Source organism: Nocardiopsis endophytica, from assembly GCF_027706725.1.
Classification (GTDB): domain Bacteria; phylum Actinomycetota; class Actinomycetes; order Streptosporangiales; family Streptosporangiaceae; genus Nocardiopsis_A; species Nocardiopsis_A endophytica.
The window spans coordinates 1-17,651 of record NZ_JAQFWQ010000060.1; the positions used below are offsets into that span (position 1 = coordinate 1).

At 75.1% G+C, this 17,651-nt stretch carries 20 protein-coding genes; 9 read left to right on the forward strand and 11 right to left on the reverse strand.

Annotated features, from left to right (window positions below; all coding sequences use genetic code 11):
• Window positions 1–150: 150 nt before the first annotated feature.
• The 4 genes from O4J56_RS19400 to O4J56_RS19415 all read right to left on the reverse strand — a co-directional run bounded on the left by O4J56_RS19400 (window position 151) and on the right by O4J56_RS19415 (window position 3,527).
• Window positions 151–1,395 carry an amino acid permease gene (locus tag O4J56_RS19400; protein ID WP_270687513.1) on the reverse strand — a complete coding sequence of 415 codons (1,245 nt, stop codon included), beginning with the start codon at window positions 1,393–1,395 and terminating at the stop codon, window positions 151–153.
• Between the two features lie 478 nt (window positions 1,396–1,873).
• Window positions 1,874–2,149, reverse strand: coding sequence for a DUF1876 domain-containing protein (locus tag O4J56_RS32210; RefSeq protein ID WP_270687559.1), 276 nt, complete (start codon window positions 2,147–2,149; stop codon window positions 1,874–1,876).
• Between the two features lie 58 nt (window positions 2,150–2,207).
• Window positions 2,208–2,417, reverse strand: a complete 210-nt coding sequence (locus O4J56_RS32215) for a DUF1918 domain-containing protein (protein WP_270687515.1) — start codon at window positions 2,415–2,417, stop codon at window positions 2,208–2,210.
• A gap of 354 nt (window positions 2,418–2,771) precedes the next feature.
• Window positions 2,772–3,527 carry an SDR family oxidoreductase gene (locus O4J56_RS19415; protein WP_270687517.1) on the reverse strand — a complete coding sequence of 252 codons (756 nt, stop codon included), beginning with the start codon at window positions 3,525–3,527 and terminating at the stop codon, window positions 2,772–2,774.
• Between the two features lie 142 nt (window positions 3,528–3,669).
• Between O4J56_RS19415 and O4J56_RS19420 the strand changes: the two genes are divergently transcribed.
• The 4 genes from O4J56_RS19420 to O4J56_RS19435 all read left to right on the forward strand — a co-directional run bounded on the left by O4J56_RS19420 (window position 3,670) and on the right by O4J56_RS19435 (window position 7,843).
• Complete coding sequence (locus O4J56_RS19420) at window positions 3,670–4,332, forward strand: class I SAM-dependent methyltransferase (RefSeq protein ID WP_270687519.1); 663 nt, start codon at window positions 3,670–3,672, stop codon at window positions 4,330–4,332.
• Between the two features lie 160 nt (window positions 4,333–4,492).
• Window positions 4,493–5,074: a TrmH family RNA methyltransferase gene (locus O4J56_RS19425; RefSeq protein ID WP_270687520.1), complete on the forward strand. Its 582-nt coding sequence runs from the start codon at window positions 4,493–4,495 to the stop codon at window positions 5,072–5,074.
• Window positions 5,075–5,402: 328 nt separating this feature from the next.
• Entirely contained in the window at window positions 5,403–6,794 is a 1,392-nt protein-coding gene (locus tag O4J56_RS19430; RefSeq protein WP_270687521.1) for a hemolysin family protein, read from the forward strand.
• Window positions 6,791–7,843, forward strand: a complete 1,053-nt coding sequence (locus tag O4J56_RS19435) for a hemolysin family protein (protein WP_270687522.1) — start codon at window positions 6,791–6,793, stop codon at window positions 7,841–7,843. The genes O4J56_RS19430 and O4J56_RS19435 overlap by 4 nt, the downstream gene beginning before the upstream one ends.
• Before the next feature lie 89 nt (window positions 7,844–7,932).
• Here the strand turns inward: O4J56_RS19435 and O4J56_RS19440 are convergent, their stop codons facing one another.
• Window positions 7,933–8,598 carry a Uma2 family endonuclease gene (locus tag O4J56_RS19440; protein WP_270687523.1) on the reverse strand — a complete coding sequence of 222 codons (666 nt, stop codon included), beginning with the start codon at window positions 8,596–8,598 and terminating at the stop codon, window positions 7,933–7,935.
• A 138-nt stretch (window positions 8,599–8,736) separates the two neighbouring features.
• Between O4J56_RS19440 and O4J56_RS19445 the strand changes: the two genes are divergently transcribed.
• Window positions 8,737–9,681, forward strand: coding sequence for a DMT family transporter (locus O4J56_RS19445; protein ID WP_270687525.1), 945 nt, complete (start codon window positions 8,737–8,739; stop codon window positions 9,679–9,681).
• Between the two features lie 85 nt (window positions 9,682–9,766).
• Here the strand turns inward: O4J56_RS19445 and O4J56_RS19450 are convergent, their stop codons facing one another.
• Genes O4J56_RS19450 through O4J56_RS19460 form a run of 3 tightly spaced genes read right to left on the reverse strand, consistent with a single transcriptional unit; the run spans window position 9,767 to window position 11,434 of the window.
• Window positions 9,767–10,189 carry an organic hydroperoxide resistance protein gene (locus tag O4J56_RS19450; protein ID WP_270687527.1) on the reverse strand — a complete coding sequence of 141 codons (423 nt, stop codon included), beginning with the start codon at window positions 10,187–10,189 and terminating at the stop codon, window positions 9,767–9,769.
• A complete protein-coding gene (locus O4J56_RS19455; protein ID WP_270687529.1) occupies window positions 10,186–10,689 on the reverse strand; it encodes a MarR family winged helix-turn-helix transcriptional regulator in 504 nt (167 codons plus the stop codon). Before O4J56_RS19455 ends, O4J56_RS19450 begins: the two co-directional genes overlap by 4 nt.
• Before the next feature lie 55 nt (window positions 10,690–10,744).
• Window positions 10,745–11,434 carry a TetR/AcrR family transcriptional regulator gene (locus O4J56_RS19460; RefSeq protein WP_270687530.1) on the reverse strand — a complete coding sequence of 230 codons (690 nt, stop codon included), beginning with the start codon at window positions 11,432–11,434 and terminating at the stop codon, window positions 10,745–10,747.
• 68 nt (window positions 11,435–11,502) lie between these two features.
• On the opposite strand from O4J56_RS19460, the gene O4J56_RS19465 reads away from it, so the two are divergent.
• Window positions 11,503–13,845 carry an ATP-binding cassette domain-containing protein gene (locus tag O4J56_RS19465; RefSeq protein ID WP_270687532.1) on the forward strand — a complete coding sequence of 781 codons (2,343 nt, stop codon included), beginning with the start codon at window positions 11,503–11,505 and terminating at the stop codon, window positions 13,843–13,845.
• A 136-nt stretch (window positions 13,846–13,981) separates the two neighbouring features.
• Here the strand turns inward: O4J56_RS19465 and O4J56_RS19470 are convergent, their stop codons facing one another.
• Together O4J56_RS19470 and O4J56_RS19475 are read right to left on the reverse strand one after the other, a co-directional pair.
• Window positions 13,982–14,650, reverse strand: coding sequence for a DUF6891 domain-containing protein (locus O4J56_RS19470; RefSeq protein ID WP_270687534.1), 669 nt, complete (start codon window positions 14,648–14,650; stop codon window positions 13,982–13,984).
• 184 nt (window positions 14,651–14,834) lie between these two features.
• Entirely contained in the window at window positions 14,835–15,278 is a 444-nt protein-coding gene (locus tag O4J56_RS19475; RefSeq protein ID WP_270687535.1) for a MarR family winged helix-turn-helix transcriptional regulator, read from the reverse strand.
• Between the two features lie 184 nt (window positions 15,279–15,462).
• Here O4J56_RS19475 and rpmG point away from each other — a divergent pair, with 184 nt between their 5' ends.
• From rpmG to rpmF, 3 genes are all read left to right on the forward strand, one after another.
• Window positions 15,463–15,627, forward strand: a complete 165-nt coding sequence (rpmG, locus tag O4J56_RS19480) for a 50S ribosomal protein L33 (RefSeq protein WP_270687536.1) — start codon at window positions 15,463–15,465, stop codon at window positions 15,625–15,627.
• A 73-nt stretch (window positions 15,628–15,700) separates the two neighbouring features.
• Window positions 15,701–15,946: a type B 50S ribosomal protein L31 gene (locus O4J56_RS19485; RefSeq protein ID WP_270687537.1), complete on the forward strand. Its 246-nt coding sequence runs from the start codon at window positions 15,701–15,703 to the stop codon at window positions 15,944–15,946.
• Window positions 15,947–16,051: 105 nt separating this feature from the next.
• Window positions 16,052–16,219 (forward strand): 50S ribosomal protein L32, encoded by a 168-nt coding sequence (gene rpmF / locus O4J56_RS19490; RefSeq protein ID WP_270687538.1) that lies wholly within the window; start codon window positions 16,052–16,054, stop codon window positions 16,217–16,219.
• 375 nt (window positions 16,220–16,594) lie between these two features.
• On the opposite strand, the gene O4J56_RS19495 is transcribed toward rpmF, so the two are convergent.
• A complete protein-coding gene (locus O4J56_RS19495) occupies window positions 16,595–17,620 on the reverse strand; it encodes a WD40 repeat domain-containing protein (protein ID WP_270687539.1) in 1,026 nt (341 codons plus the stop codon).
• Window positions 17,621–17,651: the final 31 nt, after the last annotated feature.

Consider the following 17,651-nt stretch of genomic DNA (forward strand, 5'->3'; position numbering starts at 1 on the left):
TGGCCTGTTCTCGTCGCTGCCCTCGACGCTGCACCCCGGCGGCTCGCCGCCCGGCCGGAGCTCGGAAGCGGGGTAGCGGCCGAGCCGCCCCGTCAGGGGCGGCCGGCCGCAAGGCCGGGCGGGAGTCCCCCGCCTTCAGGCGGGGCGCCTTCAATCGGTGTGCTGCTTCTCCCCGAGTACGCCTGTGGCGGGGTTCAGGTGGCGCCTGGCCAACCACACCGCGGAGGCCGAGCCGAGCGCCGTCAGCGCCATCACCACGGTCGGCAGGGGCAGGCTCAGCCCCAGCACCACGCATCCGGCCAGGCCCCCCAGGGCCACCAGCAGCGGCGGGCGGTCCTCGTCGGCGCCCAGGAGCAGGCCCGAGGCGTTGGCCAGCAGGTGGTAGGCGAGCAGGGCGAAGGCGGCGATCCCCACCGCCGTCGCGGGCTCCAGGACCGCGACCGCCGCACCCGCGGCCACCGCCGTGGCCGCCCAGGAGCGCGTCGGGCCCTCCAGCGCCGCGGGCAGCGCGCCCTCCTCCGCCAGGGCCCCGATCGCGCGGGCCGCCGAGGAGATCAGCACCGCTCCGGCTCCCAGGCTCGCCACCGCCGCCGCGGCGGCGACCGCGGCCGCTCCCAGGCCGGGGCGGCCCGATGCCGTGACGGCGTCGACGATGGGGGTCCCGAACCCGGCCTGGTAGGGCCCCAGCACGGCGACGGCCCAGGCTCCGGCGGTCAGGTACAGCAGGGCCACCCCCGCCAGGGCGAACGCGGGGACCACCGGGACCGCGCCCTGGCGGGGCCGCGGGGCGGCCTCGGCGATGCGCACCGTCCCGGCGAAGGCGAGGAAGAGCGTTCCGGCCGCCCCCAGGGCGCCGAAGGAGCCGGGCCAGGCGCCGTCGAGCTGCAGCCGGTCGGGGTCGGCCGAGCCCGCGGTCCAGGCGGCGGCGACCAGGCCGGCCACCGCGAGGACCCCCATGGCCAGGGCCAGGCGTGCGGCCCAGCGGCGCAACCGCCGCCCGCCCCACGCCAGGGCGGCGGCCACGGCCAATGCGGCCATGGCGGCCGAGCGCCCCCGTTCGGGCGCCAGGTTGTCGGCCAGGGCCAGTGCCGTGGCGGCCGCCGCGGCGGTGGCGCCCACGGCCCAAGCCCAGGCGGCGATGGATCCCCAGGGGTCGCCGAGCCGTTCGCGGGCGTAGACGCGCGCGCCGCCGGTGCCCGGGTGGGCGGCGGCCAGGCGCGAGGTCGACACCGCGGTGCACAGGGCGACGGCGGCGGCCAGGGGCACCGCGGCCGTCAGCCAGGCCCCCGCCTCGTCCGCGGCGGGTGCGAGCACGGTGAAGACGCCGACGCCGGCCAGTGCGGCCGCGCCGGTGAGGGCCGTGGAGGCACCCTGCGTGCCGGTTCGGGTGGTCATGAGCGCTGAGTCTGCATCAGATTGATCACGGTGCGGTGGAGAAAACGGGGACAGAGGGCGTCCACATCCGGCCGCGCAGTGGCCGTCCCGGCCGGTCGGGGCGGGGGCGGGTGCTCGGTCGCCGGGCGGTGCAGGGCCGGGCGTCCGGGGCCGGTGGGAGGGGCTGCGGGCGGCCGTCCGGAGCGGTCCGGCGGGGTGCCGGGGCCGCGTCCGGGGGGACCGTTCCGGTGGCGAAGGCCACAGGCCGTTGCGCCGGATTGGACACGTGCCCGTAGCCGTTGGTTCCCGTGCCGGGCGCGGGGCCCGGTCCGGTGCGGGCGCACGGCCGCGGTCCGATGGCGCCCCGTGCCCGGGGCTGTCGGTCGGCTCGCGGAGTGGTCCAGGTGGTCCAGCGGCGGGCGGCAGCCGTGGGCCGCGGCGGGGCACGGCATCATGAATGCGCCCGGCGCCGTGGGGCCGGGCGCTTGTCGGTGTGGTCTCACGGGCGCCAGGGGGCCCCGGTGTTGTCGGAGATGTCCTCGGCGGCGACCTGCCTGAGCTGGCGGGCCAGGTCGGCCAGAGCGCGCGAGACGGCCAGCTCCTCGCCGATCTCCGGTACGTCGGAGTCGGACGGGTGCTTGCGGGCCATCCCCCGGCCGTGCAGGTCGGTGCCGTCCTCGGCGTGCAGTCCGGCGTCGGCCCAGGTGCGGGCCTGCTCGCCCTCGCTCTCCTCGGAGAGCATGATCTCGATGTTCCAGCGCTTCATGGTGTGCATGAAGGCCACCCCCCAGTGTCCTTCCCCGTGTCCTTGTCCGCCCCGGCGGGGCCCGCCTTCACCCGGCGGGCTCCCCGTCGTCGCGGGCGCCCTCGATGTGGGCGTCGGGGCCGGGGTAGACGAGCACGTCCTGGTCCTCGTCCACCCACCGGACCTGGTAGGGCGGAGCCCCCTCCGCCCCTCGGACCTCGGTGACGACCCCCGTCTTGCGGCCGGTGTCCTCGCGCCGGCCCTCAACGACCAGCAGGTCTCCGACGTGTGCTCTCATCGGGTCTCCCAGGTTGCGAGATGTCCGATTAACCCCATCTTCCTTGGAGCGGCGCGCTATTGCAATGCCCGGTCCGGCGCCGACCGGGCCGGTGCGACCTGCGGGTACTCCCGTGCACACGGGGACGCGGGCGCGTTCGGGGGCCGTGTCGGCCGCGCGGGCGGAGTGACGGATGCCTCGTCGACGCCCCGGGCCGGGGGCTGGGGCGCGGGCGGCGCGGGACGGGCCGCCCGCGCCCCGTCGGCGTCGTGCGCGCCCGCGTCGTGTCCTCGTCCGACACTCGGGGGGACGCGTTGGGGGCGGGACGGCGCCCTCGGCCCGTCCCGCCCCCGGCGGCCCGCACACCCTCGGGGCTCACTCCACCCCGGCGCCCAGGGTGCGGCCGCCGTCCAGGGTGATGGTCTGCCCGGTGACCCACGATGCGTCCTCGGAGGCCAGGAAGGCGATGGCGGCGCCCACGTCGGCGGGCACCCCCAGGCGCCCCAGCGGGTAGCCCTTGGTGACCTCCTCCTCGTTGCCGGCGAAGAGGGCCTGGGCGAAGTCGGTCTTGACGACCGCGGGGGCCACGGCGTTCACCCGCACCGCGGGGGCGAGCTCGTAGGCGAACTGGCGGGTCAGGTTGATCAGCGCCGCCTTGCTGGCGCCGTAGGCGGCGATGCCGGGCGAGGGGTGCTGTCCGGCCAGGGAGGCGACGTTGACCACCGCGCCGCCGTGCTCCTTCATCCACGCCGCGTGCGCGGCCGCGGTCCAGGAGGCGGCGGCGGTGACGTTGACCTCGAAGATCTTGGCCATGGTGGCGGGCTCGACGTTGACCAGGGCGTCGAAGACCGGGTTGATGCCGGTGTTGTTGACCAGCACGTCCAGCGACCCGAAGGCCTCCAGGGCGCGGGCCACCGCGTGGTCGCGGTGCGCGGGGTCGTGGGCCTTGCCGGGCACGGCGATCGCGTGCTCGGGGCCGCCGAGCCCGGCCGCGGCCTTCTCCAGCGGCTCGGGGTTGCGGGCCGTGATGACCACGCGGCCGCCCTCTTCGACGATGCGGCGGGCGGCGGCCAGCCCGATGCCGCGGCTGGCGCCGGTGACGACGGCGGTCTTGCCGGTGAATCGCTGCACGTGGGGGTCCTTTCGCACGGCGGGGCCGCGGGGCGCGGCCGGGTCCGCACCAACACTACCGACCGCTCGGTTTGTGACGCGCACCTCCCCCGCCCCCCACCGCTCTGCGGGGCCGTGTCCGCCCTGGTGGTAGCGTCGTCGCGTGTCAGAGCACTACTTCGCCCCCTCCCCGGGCGCGGCGAGCCGCCCCGGAAGCGTCGACCTGGTCCTGCCCGACCTGCACCTGCGGCTGGACACCGACAGCGGGGTCTTCTCCCCCGGCAGGGTCGACCTGGGCACCCGGGTGCTGCTGGAGTCGGTGCCCGCCCCGCCGGCCACCGGGCGCCTGCTGGACCTGGGCTGCGGCTACGGCCCGGTGTCGCTGGCCATGGCCGCCCGCGCGCCGGGCGCCCGCGTGCTGGGGGTCGACGTGAACGCGCGCGCCGTGGAGCTGGCCGCGCGCAACGCCCGCACCGCCGGGCTCGACAACGCCGGGTTCCTCCGGGTCGGGGCGGACGGCACCGCCGCCGACCCCCAGGGCGCCGACGCGGTCTCCGGCGCGGCGCCCGGCCCCGCCCCCGGCGCCGAGCAGGGCCCCTTCGACGCCCTGTGGTCCAACCCGCCCATCCGCATCGGCAAGCCCGCCCTGCACGCCCTGCTGACGTGCTGGCTGTCCCGCCTGGCCCCGGGCGCCTCGGCCCACCTGGTGGTCCAGCGCAACCTGGGCGGCGACTCGCTGCACCGCTGGCTGGAGCAGCAGGGCTGGCCCACCGCCCGCGCCGCCTCCCGGGCCGGATACCGCGTGCTGCGCGTCGACCGCCCCTGAGGCCGGGCCCCACCGCACGGACACCGCCCCGGCACCGCCCCTCCGGCGCGGCCGCCCTCCGACCGGCACCCGCGAGCGGCTATCCTTGCGCCTACCGCACACCCGGGGGCCCACCGGCCGCACCGGACCGCACGACTTCGACGAGGAAACCCGAGCACAGGTGAGCACGCAGCTCCGCCCCACCGACGTCAAGCGCCTCAACCGCCTCTGGCGCCGTCGCACCGAGGGCCGCCTGGCCCTGATCGCCGAGTCCGTCACCCAGCCCTTCAACCTGGGCTCGATCCTGCGCACCGCCGCGGTGTTCGGCGTGGAGGCGGCCTGGCTGGCGGGCAACACCGCCGACCCCTCCCACCCCCAGGTCGGCAAGACCGCCCTGGGCTCGGAGAAGAAGATGCGCCTGGAGCGCACCCGCACCGGAGCCGAGGCGGCGCGCGCCGCCCGCGAGGCCGGGTTCCGCGTCGTCGCCCTGGAGCTGGCCGAGGGCGCCATGGCGCTGCACGAGGCCCCTTTGGAGGGCGACGTGTGCATCGCCCTGGGCGCCGAGGACCACGGCTGCTCCCCCGCCCTGCTGGCCGCCGCCGACGCCGCCGCCTACATCCCGCAGGTGGGCCGGGTGGGCTCGCTCAACGTGGCGGTCGCCGCCTCCATCGCCCTGGCCGAGGCCCGCCGCCGGGAGTGGGCCGCCACCGGCCCCGGCGCCACCGCCGGGCCCAACGCCCAGGCGCCCTCCGCCCGCGACTGAGGCACGGCCCGGCGCACCGGGCGCCCGCCGGCCCCCGCGCAGGTGAAGCCTTCGCAAAATCGGCCGCCCCGCCCCGGTTCAACCGCCCGTGCCAGGGAATTTCTCCGACCCCCTGTTCGTATCCTCGTAGTACACGCGACCGATCAGAGAGAGGACACGTGGACCCGTCCCGAAGTACCGGCAGCGCCCTGCCCCTGACAGGGCGCTGCACCCCCGAATCCGAGGAACCGCCATCACCATCGGGCGCGCGCACCGAGGGCTTTAGCTCCGAGGCGGTGCGTGGCGCCCTGCTCGGCCCCCTCCCCCGCACCCGTGTGGAGCGTGCGCGGTGAGCATCCTGCTGAGCATCCTCCTCGGAGTGCTGGTGATCATGGTGATCACCCTGGCGACGGGATACTTCGTCGCCCAAGAGTTCGGCTACATGGCCGTGGACCGCTCCCGCCTCAAGGCCCGCGCCGCCCAGGGCGACACCGGAGCCAAGCGGGCCCTGGGCATCACCGGCCGCACCTCCTTCATGCTCTCCGGCGCGCAGCTGGGCATCACCGTCACCGGCCTGCTGGTCGGGTCGGTGGCCGAGCCGCTGCTCGGCGCCGGGCTGGGCGAGGCGCTGGGGCTGGCCGGGGTGCCGGCCGGGACCGGCCTGGCGGTCGGCACGGCGGTGGCCCTGCTGTTCTCCACCGTGGTGCAGATGGTCTTCGGCGAGCTGTTCCCCAAGAACCTGGCGATCGCCCGGCCCGAGCCGGTGGCCCGCTGGCTGGCCCTGTCGACCGGCATCTACCTGCGCCTGTTCGGGTGGGTCATCCGCCTGTTCGACCAGGCGGCGGTGGTGCTGCTCAAGGCCGTGCGCATCGAGCCGGTCGAGGACGTGCAGCACGCGGCCACCCCGGCCGACCTGGAGCGGATCGTGGAGGAGTCGCGCGAGAGCGGCGACCTTCCGGCCGAGCTGTCCACGCTGCTGGACCGCACGCTGGACTTCCACGACCGCACCGCCGAGCACGCCATGATCCCCCGCCCGCACGTGAACACCGTCGCCTCCGGCGACCCGGTCAGCCGGGTGGTGGAGCTGATGGCCATGGGCCACTCGCGGTTCCCCGTGATGGGCGGCGACGTCGACGACATCACCGGGGTGGTGTGCCTGCGCGACGTGCTCGCGCTGGGCGGCGCCGACCTGGAGGCGGTGCTCGTCAAGGACGTGGCCCGGCCCGCGGTGCTGGTCCCGGCCTCGCTGCCGCTGCCCGACGTGGTCGACCGGCTGCGCGACGCCGGCGAGGAGTTCGCCTGCGTCGTCGACGAGTACGGCGGCCTGGCCGGGGTGATCACCACCGAGGACCTGGCCGAGGAGCTGGTGGGCGAGATCGCCGACGAGCACGACCCCGAGGACGACGGCGCCGCCCGCGTGGGCGAGGACGGCAGCTGGCTGCTGCCCGGCGCCGAGCACGTCGACGAGGTCGAGCGGCTGCTCGGCCACGACCTGCCGGGCGGGGACTACGAGACCATCGGCGGCCTGGTCATCGCCGAGCTGCGGCGCCTGCCCGAGCCGGGCGACGCGGTCGAGGTGGAGCTGCCGCGCCACCCGGGCGCCGAGGACGGCGAGCCCGAGCGGCGGGTCCGCCTGACCGTGGAGGGCGTGGACCGGCACGTGCCCGAGACGGTCCGCCTGGAGCTGGTGGAGGGCGCGCCCGCCGCCGGTGCCGGGCACCGCGGGGAGGTGAGCGCATGAGCGACATGAACCCGCTGCTGGCCCTGGCGCTGACGGTGGTCATCATCGCGCTCAGCGCGTTCTTCGTGGCCATCGAGTTCGCCCTGGTGGCCGCGCGCCGCTACCGGCTGGAGGAGCAGGCCGAGACCAGCCTGTCGGCGCGGGCGGCGCTGCGCAGCGCCCGGGACCTGTCCCTGCTGCTGGCCGGGTCCCAGCTGGGCATCACGCTGTGCACGCTGGCGCTGGGCGCCATCTCCAAGCCGGCGGTCAAGCACCTGCTGGAGCCGCTGTTCCACGGGTGGATGCCCGACGCGGTGGCCTACACGGCGGCCTACGTGCTCTCCCTGGTCGCGGTGACCTTCCTGCACCTGGTGGTGGGCGAGATGGCGCCCAAGTCCTGGGCGATCTCGCACCCGGAGAAGTCGGCGACGCTGCTGGCGGTCCCGATGCGGGCGTTCATGTGGCTCACCCGCCCGGCGCTGGTGCTGCTCAACGGGATGGCCAACAAGTGCCTGCACCTGGTGGGGGTCTCGGCGGTGGACGAGGTCGCCGCCGGGCACGGCCCGGACGACCTGCGCGAGCTGGTGGACCACTCGGCCAAGGCCGGCGCCCTGGACGAGGAGCGGCGCGAGCAGCTGGCCACCGCCCTGGAGGTCAACTCCCGTCCGCTGGACGAGGTGATGACCCCGCTGGCCGAGATGGCGGCCGTGGGGCCGCGGGCCGGGATCGAGGAGGTCAAGCGGGTCTCCCGGGAGTCGGGCCACCTGCGGCTGGTGGTGCTGGAGGGCGGGCGCCCGCTGGGCGTGGTGCACGTGCGCGACGCGCTGACCAGCCCCGAGCGCACCACCGCGGCGGACCTGATGCGGCCGGTGCCCACGCTGGCGGCGTCCACGCCGATCTACGCGGCGCTGGGCATCATGCGCGAAACCCGCAGCCACCTGGTGCTGGTCGAGGGCGCCGACGCCGCCCCGGGGCCGGCCGAGGCCAAGCGGCCGCGGCCGCGCCTGGTCGGGCTGGTGACGATGCAGGACATGCTGGACCGGCTGCTGCTCCTGGAGCCGCGCGCCTGACCGGGGCGCGGTGATGCGGCGGCGACGGCCGGAGGCAGGCGAAGGGCGGCCGGGGCGAGGCCCCGGCCGCCCTTCGCCATGTGCGGGGGTCAGCCGTCCTCGGGGGTCTCCTGGGTCTCTGCGGACCGCTCGGCCCGGTCCCCTGCCTCCTCGCCCCCGATACAGCGCCTCCAGGGCCCATCGGCGGTGAGCCAGCGAGGGACGAGGCGAAGGGGGAAGGGCACCTCGGTCTCGAACACGTCGGTGTCGAGGACCTCCTGGACGTCCCGGTAGGCACCGTGATCAAGGCGCATCTCGAAAACGGCGGTCCTCTCGGCCGAGGGCGCGATGATCCAGTAGGACTCGATGCCGGACTCGGCGTACTCGGCCCGTTTGCGGTGCGTGTCGCGGATGGTGCTCTCAGGGGAGAGCACTTCGACCGCCAACAGCGGCGGGCGCGCCAGGTAGGGCCCGGTCACGTCGCCGTCCCGGATCACCGCGAGGTCGGGCCGTCGGTGGCGACTCGGGTCGCCGTGGATGTTCACACCCGGGCGGGTGAGGACCTCGAACCCGTCAGGGGCCGCGCGCCCCAGATGCCCAAGCAGGCGCGCTACGACGCGCGCGTGGTCGAAGCCGGGGGTGGGGCTCACGTCGAGCCGCCCGTCGTCCAGCTCGTGGATGCCGTCCTCGTCCGGCATCCTGGCCAAGTCGTCCACGGTGAGCCAGCCCCGGCCCGTGCGCTCGGCACCCATGGTGGCCGCCACCTCCTCCAGCATCGTCCATGGAGACCAGTATTCGCACGCGCGTACGACCGTGTGGCGTCTTCCTCTGAATTCGGCGGCCTTTGCGCGCGGCCACCGCCCGGTCAGTGGGAGGATTCATCCGGATTTCCGACTCTGAGGGAGGAACCGGACGTGATTTCGGCACGGCACGGGGACCGGATGTGGGCGGTGGCCATCGCCGCCGGGCTGTGGGGCACCTCGGCGCTGATGCGCGAACCGCTCTCGGCCGTGCTGCCCGCGCCCACCATCGTCTTCTACGAGCACGCGGTCATCGCGCTGTGCCTGAGCCCCTGGATCCTCCCTGCCTTCCGGGCGCTGGCCGCCGCAGGGCGGCGCACCGTGCTGGCCATGGCGGTGGTCGGCGGCGGGTCCTCGGCGGGCGCCACCACCCTGTTCACTCTGGCGTTCACCACCGGCGACCCCATCACCCCGCAGGTGCTGCAGAAGATGCAGCCGCTGTTCGCCATCGTGCTGGCGGTGCTGGTGCTGGGCGAACGGCTGCGCCCGCGCTTCGCGCTCTACGCCGTTCCCGCCCTGGCCGGGGCGTGGCTGCTGGCCTTCCCCGACCCGCTGGCGGTGTCGGTGTCCAACGCCAAGGGGACCGCGCTGGCCCTGGGGGCGGCGCTGCTGTGGGCCTGCGGCACCGTGCTGGGCCGACTGGCCGGGGCGGCGCTGGCCCCCGTGCACGTGACCACGGTGCGCTTCACCATCGCCCTGCCGGTCGCCCTGGCGATCTGCGGCGCCACCGGCTCCTCTTTGGCCGTGGGCGCCGCCCAGGTGCCGCTGCTGCTGGCGCTCGCGCTCATCCCCGGCCTGGCGGCGCTGTCGCTGTACTACTGGGGTCTGGGCCGCACCGCCGCCAGCCGGGCCACCCTGGCCGAGCTGTCCTTCCCCCTGGTCTCGGCGGTGGTGGGTGTGGCGCTGCTGGGCGCCGAGCCGGCCTGGTCGCAGTGGGCGGGCATGGCCGTCGTGCTGGCGGCGGTCACCGCGATGGCGCTGGCCCGGGGCTCGGCCGCCCCGACGGGGGTGCGCGCCCCCGAACCCGCCCGGCAGCCCGCCGCGCCCTCGGCCTCCTGACCCCTCGCCGCGGGGGGCTGCCCCCCCCGGGACCGGCGAGGGGGCGGGGGCGCGCCCGCCCCGGCCCCCACGCCTCCGCCGCGCCTCAGGCGCCGGCGGCGGTGACCGTCACCTCGATGTTGCCGCGGGTGGCCTTGGAGTAGGGGCACACCTGGTGGGCGGCGTCGGCGAGCTTCTGCGCGCCGGCCCGGTCCTGGCCCGGGATGGTGACCGTGAGCTGCACGGCCAGGCCGAAGCCGTCGTCGCCGCTGCCGATGGCCACCTCCGAGTCGATCGTGGAGCCGTCCACGTTGACCTTGGCCTCGCGGGCGACCTTCTTCAGGGCGCCGTGGAAGCAGGCGGCGTAGCCCACGGCGAAGAGCTGCTCGGGGTTGGTGCCCGGGCCGTCGTCGCCGCCCAGGCCCTTGGGCACCGACAGCTCCACGTCCACGCGCCCGTCGTCGGTCTTCCCGGCGCCCTTGCGGCCCTCGCCGGTGACACTGGCCTTGGCGGTGTACAGCACGTTCATGCTCGATCCTCCTGTGGTGGCGGTTGGCACGCCGACACCGCGCCCTGGGGCGGCGCGTCGGCGCCGAGCGAGGAGGTGAGCCGGTCCAGCAGGGCGCGCAGGGTGCGCGCCTCCTGCCCGTCCAGCCCGGTGGCGCACATCACCCGCCCGGGGATGCGCTCGGCCCGCTCGCGCATGGCGGCGCCCCGCTCGGTGGGCACGGCGCGGACCACCCGCTCGTCGGAGCCCGAGCGCTCCCTGCTCACCAGGCCGGCCGCCTCCAGGCGGCGCAGCAGCGGCGAGAGGGTGCCCGAGTCCAGGCGCAGGGCGGCGCCCAGCTCCTTGACCGGGACTCCGCCGCGCTCCCACAGCACGAGCATCACCAGGTACTGCGGGTAGGTCAGGCCCAGGTCGGCCAGCAGGTCCCGGTACAGGCCGGTCAGGGCCCGCGACGCCGCGTACACGGCGAAGCAGAGCTGGGCGTCCAGCGACAGCGGGTCGCGCGGCTGGTCGTCGGGCATGGTCGGGACCGTCCTCCTCGTTCGGATGCGAATCTACCCATTAAGTTGTGCACAATCAAGTTGTGCGTGACCTTTTTTCGCGGGCCGCCGCCCCCGGCCCCGGGGGCGGCGGGTAGGCGGCGGCGAACAGGTCCGGGATGCGGTCCACGTGCCGAAGGAAGCGGCTGCCCTCGAACCCGGCGTCCGGCTCGTTGCTCAGCTGCATCGACACCATGCCCGCGATCAGCGAGGCCAGCAGGTCCAGCCCCTCCTCCCCGGCGGCCCCCGCGCCCAGCTCGCCCCGCTCCACCGCCGCGCGCACCCGCTCCCCCCAGTCCCGCCGCAGCTCCAGCGCGGGGGCGTAGGCCTGCTCCGTGGGGACGAAGCCCGGCACCGTGCGCCAGAACATGAGCTGGGCCAGCACCGGGTTCTCGGCCGACCAGCGCGCACCGGCCCGCAGCACCGGCGCGAACCCGGCCAGCCCCGGCGGCGCCTGCTCGGCCGCCCGCCGGGCCGTGCGCAGGTAGCGCCGCTGGCCGATGCCGAACAGCGCGTCGTAGAGGGCCGCGCGCGAGTCGAAGTACTTGTACAGCGACGGCGGCTGCACCCCCAGCCGCCGGGCGACCCGCGACATGCTCAGCCCCGCCGCGCCGTGCTCGGCCATCTCCTCCACGGCCAGCCGCAGGATCTCGGCCTTGGTCTCGGCGCGGCGCCGGGAGCGCCGGTCGGCGCCGCCCGCCTCGATGTCATCGGCGAAGGACGTCACGGCGGCAGCTTACTATGGTAGATAGCATTAGCTATAGCTATTAGCCTTAGCTGAAAGGGGGGGCAGGAATGACCGTCCACGTCCACGGACCGGAGCAGGGGAACGGCGCCGCCGGACCGCCCGCCTGGGGCCCACGCGAGCACCTGGAGGCCGTCCTGGTCATCGGCGCGCGCCACAACAACCTCAAAGGCGTGCACGCCCGCGTCCCCAAGGGCGCCGTCACCGCCGTCACCGGGGTGTCCGGGTCGGGCAAGTCCTCCCTCGTGCACGGCGTGATCGCCGCCGAGGCCGGGCGCCGCCTCAACGAGACCTTCCCCGGCTTCCTGCGCAACCGCCTGCCCAAGCACACCCGCCCCGCCGCCGACGCCGTGCGCGGGCTCCCCCCGGCCGTGGTCGTCGACCAGGGCGCCCCCGGGGCCAACTCCCGCTCCACCGTCGGCACCATGACCGGCGTGCACGCCGCCCTGCGCGTGCTCTACTCCCGCTGCGCCACCCCCTCCGCCGGGGAGTCCACCGCCTACTCGTTCAACGACCCCGCCGGGATGTGCCCCGAGTGCCAGGGCCTGGGACGCACCGTGCGCGTCGACCCCGACCGCGTACTCGACCCGGCCCTGTCGCTCAACCAGGGCGCCATCCTGGCCCCCATCGCCGCCGTGGGAACCGCCACCTGGCAGATCTACGCCGAGTCCGGCCTGTTCGACCCCGACAAGCCGGTCGGCGACTTCACCGCCGAGGAGCGCGCGCTGCTGCTCCAAGGCGGCGGCTTCCGCGTCACGCGCCGCGGCCCCAACGGGACCTACCGCAACACCTACGAGGGCCTGGTGCCCATGCTGGAGCGGCGCTACCTCAACCGCGACCTGTCCCGCCTGCGCGGGCGCGACCGCGAGGCCGCCCGCGCCGCCGTCCGCGAGGGGCGGTGCCCCGAGTGCGGCGGCACCCGCCTCAACGCCGCAGCCCGCGCCTCCCGCCTGGCGGGCATGGGCATCGCCGACATGTGCGCCCTGGAGGTGCCCGACCTGGCCGAGGTCCTGGGCGCACTCACCGACCCGGTGGCCGCCGCCGTGGCCGGCGAGGCGCTGGAATCCCTGCGCCGCATCGACCGCGTGGGCCTGGGCTACCTGCGCCTGGACCGGGAGTCGGGCACCCTGTCGGGCGGGGAGGCCCAGCGCCTCAAGGTGGTGCGCCACCTGGGCGCGGGGCTGGCCGGGATGGCCTACGTGTTCGACGAGCCCTCCCGGGGCCTGCACCCGCGCGACGTGCACCGACTGATCGGGCTGCTCTACGAGCTCCGCGAAGAGGGCAACACCGTGCTGGTCGTCGAGCACGACCGGCAGGTGGTGCGCGCCGCCGACCACGTCATCGACATGGGCCCCGGCGCCGGGGCCTCAGGCGGGCGCGTGGTGTTCGCCGGACCGCCCGCGGAGCTGGAGGACGCCCCCACCGCCACCGGCAAGGCGCTGCGCGCGCCCGCCCCGCTCAAGCGCGACGTGCGCACCCCCGCGGGCGCCTACCCCATCGAGGACGCGCGCCTGAACAACCTGGACGGGGTGAGCACCGACCTGCCCGCCGGGGTGCTGACCGCCGTCACCGGCGTGGCCGGGTCGGGCAAGTCGTCGCTGGTGCGCGAGCTGGCCCGGCTCCACCCCGAAGCGGTGGTCGTGGACCAGTCCCCCATCCCCGCCTCGCCCCGCGCCACCGTGGCCACCCACCTGCGGGTGATGGACCGCATCCGGCGCCTGTTCGCCGACGCCTCGGGGGCCGACCCCGCCCTGTTCAGCGCCAACTCGGCGGGCGCCTGCCCCCGCTGCAAGGGGCGCGGCACCGTCAGCACGGACCTGGCGTTCATGGACCCGGTGGTCTCGGTGTGCGAGGCGTGCGGCGGCCTGCGGTTCCGCCCCGAGGCGCTGGAGCACCGGCTCGCCGGGCGCACCGTCGCGCAGATGCTCGGCGCCACTGCGGCCGAGGCGGCGCCGCTCCTGGACGACACGGGCGTGCGGCGCCGCCTGGCGAAGCTGGAGGAGGTCGGGCTGGACCACCTGACGCTGGGCCGGGAGCTGGCGACCCTGTCCGGGGGCGAGCGCCAGCGGCTCAAGCTGGCCCGGCACCTGGGCGAGTCGGGGGCGCTGTACGTGTTCGACGAGCCCACCGCCGGGCTGCACCCGGCCGACGTGGACGGCCTGGCCGCCCTGCTGGACCGGCTGGTGGACGCGGGCAACACCGTCGTGGTGGTCGAACACGACCTGGACCTGGTGCGCCGCGCGGACCACGTGATCGATATGGGCCCCGGGGGCGGCCGCCACGGGGGCCGCGTGGTGTTCGAGGGCCCACCCGCCGCACTCGCGCGAGCGGAGGGGTCCTTCACCGCCGAGTTCCTGCGCAGGGAGGACGAGGAGGCGGGGGCGGTCGGGTAACCCGCACAGAGGACCGCCGGGCACGGCCGCACCGCCGCTCCCTCGTTGATCTCGGGGAAAGCGCCCCTACAAGCGGCCCGGAAGCGTCGTTTCTCCCGAGATCAACGCCGAGCACACCCGCCTGTCCGTACGCCTTCTACGCGGCGTCGGCGCCGTCGCCGGGGTAGCGGGCCAGCTCGCCGCTGCGGACCTTGCGCACCTCCATGTCCACTGCGATGCGCACATCCGGATCGCGGTCCCACTCCACGGTCAGGCCCTGTTCGGTGAGCACGGCGACCACCTCGTCGCCGAGCGCCGTCATCGACTCGTCCGTGCCGTCGGGGGTGTCGTAGGCCAGGTACAGCGGGCGCCGCCTGGTGTCCTGCTGGTGGTAGAAGACGTAGCCCCGCGCCTCCCCCTCGCCGTCGTGGTCCTCGTCGCGGATCTCGCCGAGGCCGCACCGCCGGCAGCACGAGAAGTCCTCGCGCGCGACGATCGCCCGCTCGTTGAGTTCGTCGAACGCGCGGGTCAGGCGGTCGCCGTCGCTCTCGCCCTCCAGGCCCTCCTGCCACGCCAGGTGGGCGGCGAACTCCCGGGTGAGCAGCTCAACGAGCCAGGCCCGCAGGTCGTCCTTGCCGACCCCTTCCAGCTCCTCGTACTCGCCCGCCTTCACCTCGATGGGCAGGTCGATCATCAGACTCCCGTCGATGACGTCCTCGACGATCTCGTCGAAGGTTCCGTCGGCCAGGGCGACAGGGGTGGCGAGTTGGCCGTAGAGGTCGCCGAGGACCTCGCTGCCGTCCAGTTCGGCGAGTCGGTCGTTCATCGGGTGCTCCAGGAGGGTTCGGAGTCGGGGAGTCGGTCCGGGGAGAGGGGGCGGGCCGTCCGCGGCCCGGGGTCGCCCCGCGCATGTGACGCGACGCACCGGAAACCGGTTCCCGCCCGCACCCCCGGCTTCTCCGGCGTACCACGGAGTTCCCGGACGGATCCCGGCCGACGCCGGGTACCCCCTACCCCTCCGCCTGGCCCTGCAGGAGCTTGTCGGCCAGGCCGCGCAGCGTGACCAGCTCCTCCTTGGTCAGCGCGCCGCCCAGGGACTCGGCGATCGCGGCGGCGTGCCTCGGGCCGATGCTGCGCAGCACCGCCCGGCCCCGGTCGGTCAGCCGCACCCGGGTGCCGCGCCGGTCCTCGGGGTCGGGGCCGCGCTCGACCAGCCCGTCGCCGTCCATGCGCTCCACCAGGCGGCTGATGGAGGACTGGTCCAGCAGCACCCTGTCGTTCAGCTCGCACAGCCGCGCCCCGCCGTACGGGCAGCGGGCCAGGGTCAGCAGCACGTCGTACTCGCGCATGCTGACCTCCGCGCCGCGGAAGTCGGCCTGAAAGCGCCGCATGAGCGCCACGTGCGCCCGTGCCAGCGACTCCCAGGCCTGCTCGGCGGTCTTGTCTGCGGCCACGCCCCCCACCTTCCTGCTCCAGCGGGCCCATGCCCTCGCGCACCCCCGATCCTCCCATCACCGCGCGGGGGCGCAGAAGCCGCACCGCCCGGGCGGGCCGCCGACATGGGCCGTGGCCACCACCGGGAATGAAAACGGTTATCATTCGCTTATTAGGAGCGCACCCGATCCGAGGAGGTCCGCCATGGCGCGCAGCGACGCCCGCCCCATCGTCAAGCTCCGCTCGACGGCCGGGACCGGCTACACCTACGTCACCCGCAAGAACCGCCGCAACACGCCCGACCGCCTCGTCCTGCGCAAGTACGACCCGGTCGCCCGGCGGCACACCGAGTTCCGCGAGGACCGCTGAGCGGCCCCGGACTCCCAGCGCCCCGAAGAGCCCCGGCGCCCCGCGGCGCCGCACCGACGAGAGAGGCACACCAGTGAAACCCGGAATCCACCCCGAGTACCGGCCCGTCGTCTTCCGCGACAAGGCGGGGGACATGGCCTTCCTGACCCGCTCGACCATCACCTCCGACCAGGTCGTCACCTGGGAGGACGGCAACACCTACCCGGTGGTCGACGTGGAGATCTCCAGCGCGAGCCACCCCTTCTACACCGGCAAGGGGCGCGTGGTCGACACCGCCGGGCGGGTCGAGCGCTTCAAGCAGCGCTACGGCCGCTCCTGACACGGGCCGTACCGCCCGTACCGCATCCGACCGCCCCGCCCCGCCGCCGGGCCGACCGGCGCCGACCGGCGGGGCCCACACGACACGAAAGGCCGACCGCTTCCCATGGCCGTGCCCAAGCGCAAGATGTCCCGCTCCAACACCCGCAAGCGCCGCTCGCAGTGGCGGGCCTCCGTGCCGGACCTGATCGAGGTCACCGTCAGCGGCCGCACCGCCCTGGTGCCGCGCCGCCAGGCCGCGGCCTACCGGCGAGGGCTCATCCCCCTGCCCTGACCTCGCCCCGGGCCGGCGGCAGCCCCGGATGACCGGCGGAACACCGCCCCATGGACGCCGACGGTGACGCCCACCCCCGTGTGGGCCCACCGTCGGCGCCGCCGTTGTGCCGAGAGCAGCACCCAGTGGACGCCATGGGCATGGCGTCCACTGTGCTTTGCGGGGGCGAGGTGGAGGGTGGTCGGTGCGGCGGAGCCGCTCCGCTGTGTTCGGAGGGATGTGATCTCATCACCCCCGGCTTTATACCGTAGATCTATGCCATGGGGTTCGCGAAGCGCTGGCGAAACTCATCGCGCCTCCGCTCCAAGCGCGCTTGAACGCCGCCCCTGTCACCTCTCAGGAGAGCCCGGCACTGAGTTTCTCCAGTGATCGGCGTCACTCCCCCTCAAGGTCCCACACGAGCACACGGCGGTCATGCCCCGCCGAGACGGCGACCGTGCGCCCGTCCAGGTCAGCGATACGGAAGGCGTTGACCTCGCCCTTGTGCCCGGGGGTGAGCGGCCCGTTGAGGAGCCGCCGCTCATCCAGCGACCACACGCACACCCGGCCCTCCCCCGAACCGGTCACCGCCACCGGGCGGCCGTTCGCGACGCCGACGTCCATGCGGGTGATGGGGTCCTCCGCCTCTTCGTCCTCCTCGCCGAACCCGATCGACCCCCTGTCGACCGGCCCGTCCCACTCCCACTCCCCGGTGTCGGGGTCGCCCAGGACCAGCCGGTCCTCTCCCGCGACCACGATCCGCGTCCGGCCGTCCAGCGTCGCCAGACCGAGGTCCCGCACGGGGACGGGGCACCTGAAGTCGGTGAAGACGCTCCGGGTCTCGACGTCCCACACCAGCACGTCGCCGTCCCAGTCGCCGATGACCACGCTCGGGCGGCCGTCCACTGTTCCGGCCGCGATCCCCGAGACGGTGTCCCGGGATCCGGGGAGTGGGACCGGCTCGGCGTCCGGACGCTCCACATCCCACATGTGCGCGGAGGCGCCGCAGGCGATGAAGTGCGGCCGGCCGTCCAGCCGCACGGTCATCGTCTTCCCCGTCCCGCCGTCGTCGTTCCTCGCGTGCGCGCGGACCGCGCCGGTGGCCAGGTCCCACTGCGCGAAGGGCTCCTCGTAGTTGCCCCCGCCGATCACGATCCTGCCGTCCACCACCGCCGCGCAGACGGAGTAGAGCCGGTACCCGTCGTCGTCCTCGGCGGGAAGGTGCCCGGTCATCGCGCGGAAGTCCTCGGGGCGGTAGGGCAGGTCCAACCGGTGTTCCGTCCACCGGTCCGCGGCCGGGTCCCATGTGCACCCCCCGCTTCCGTCGCCCGCGCACAGCAGGAGGCGGCCGTCGACGGTGACGAGGTCGAAGTCGTCGATCACCCCGGAGGGGATCCGACTGGAGAGGAGGAGTTCTGTCATGGGCACGGAGCGTAGGAGGAAGGTGCGACAC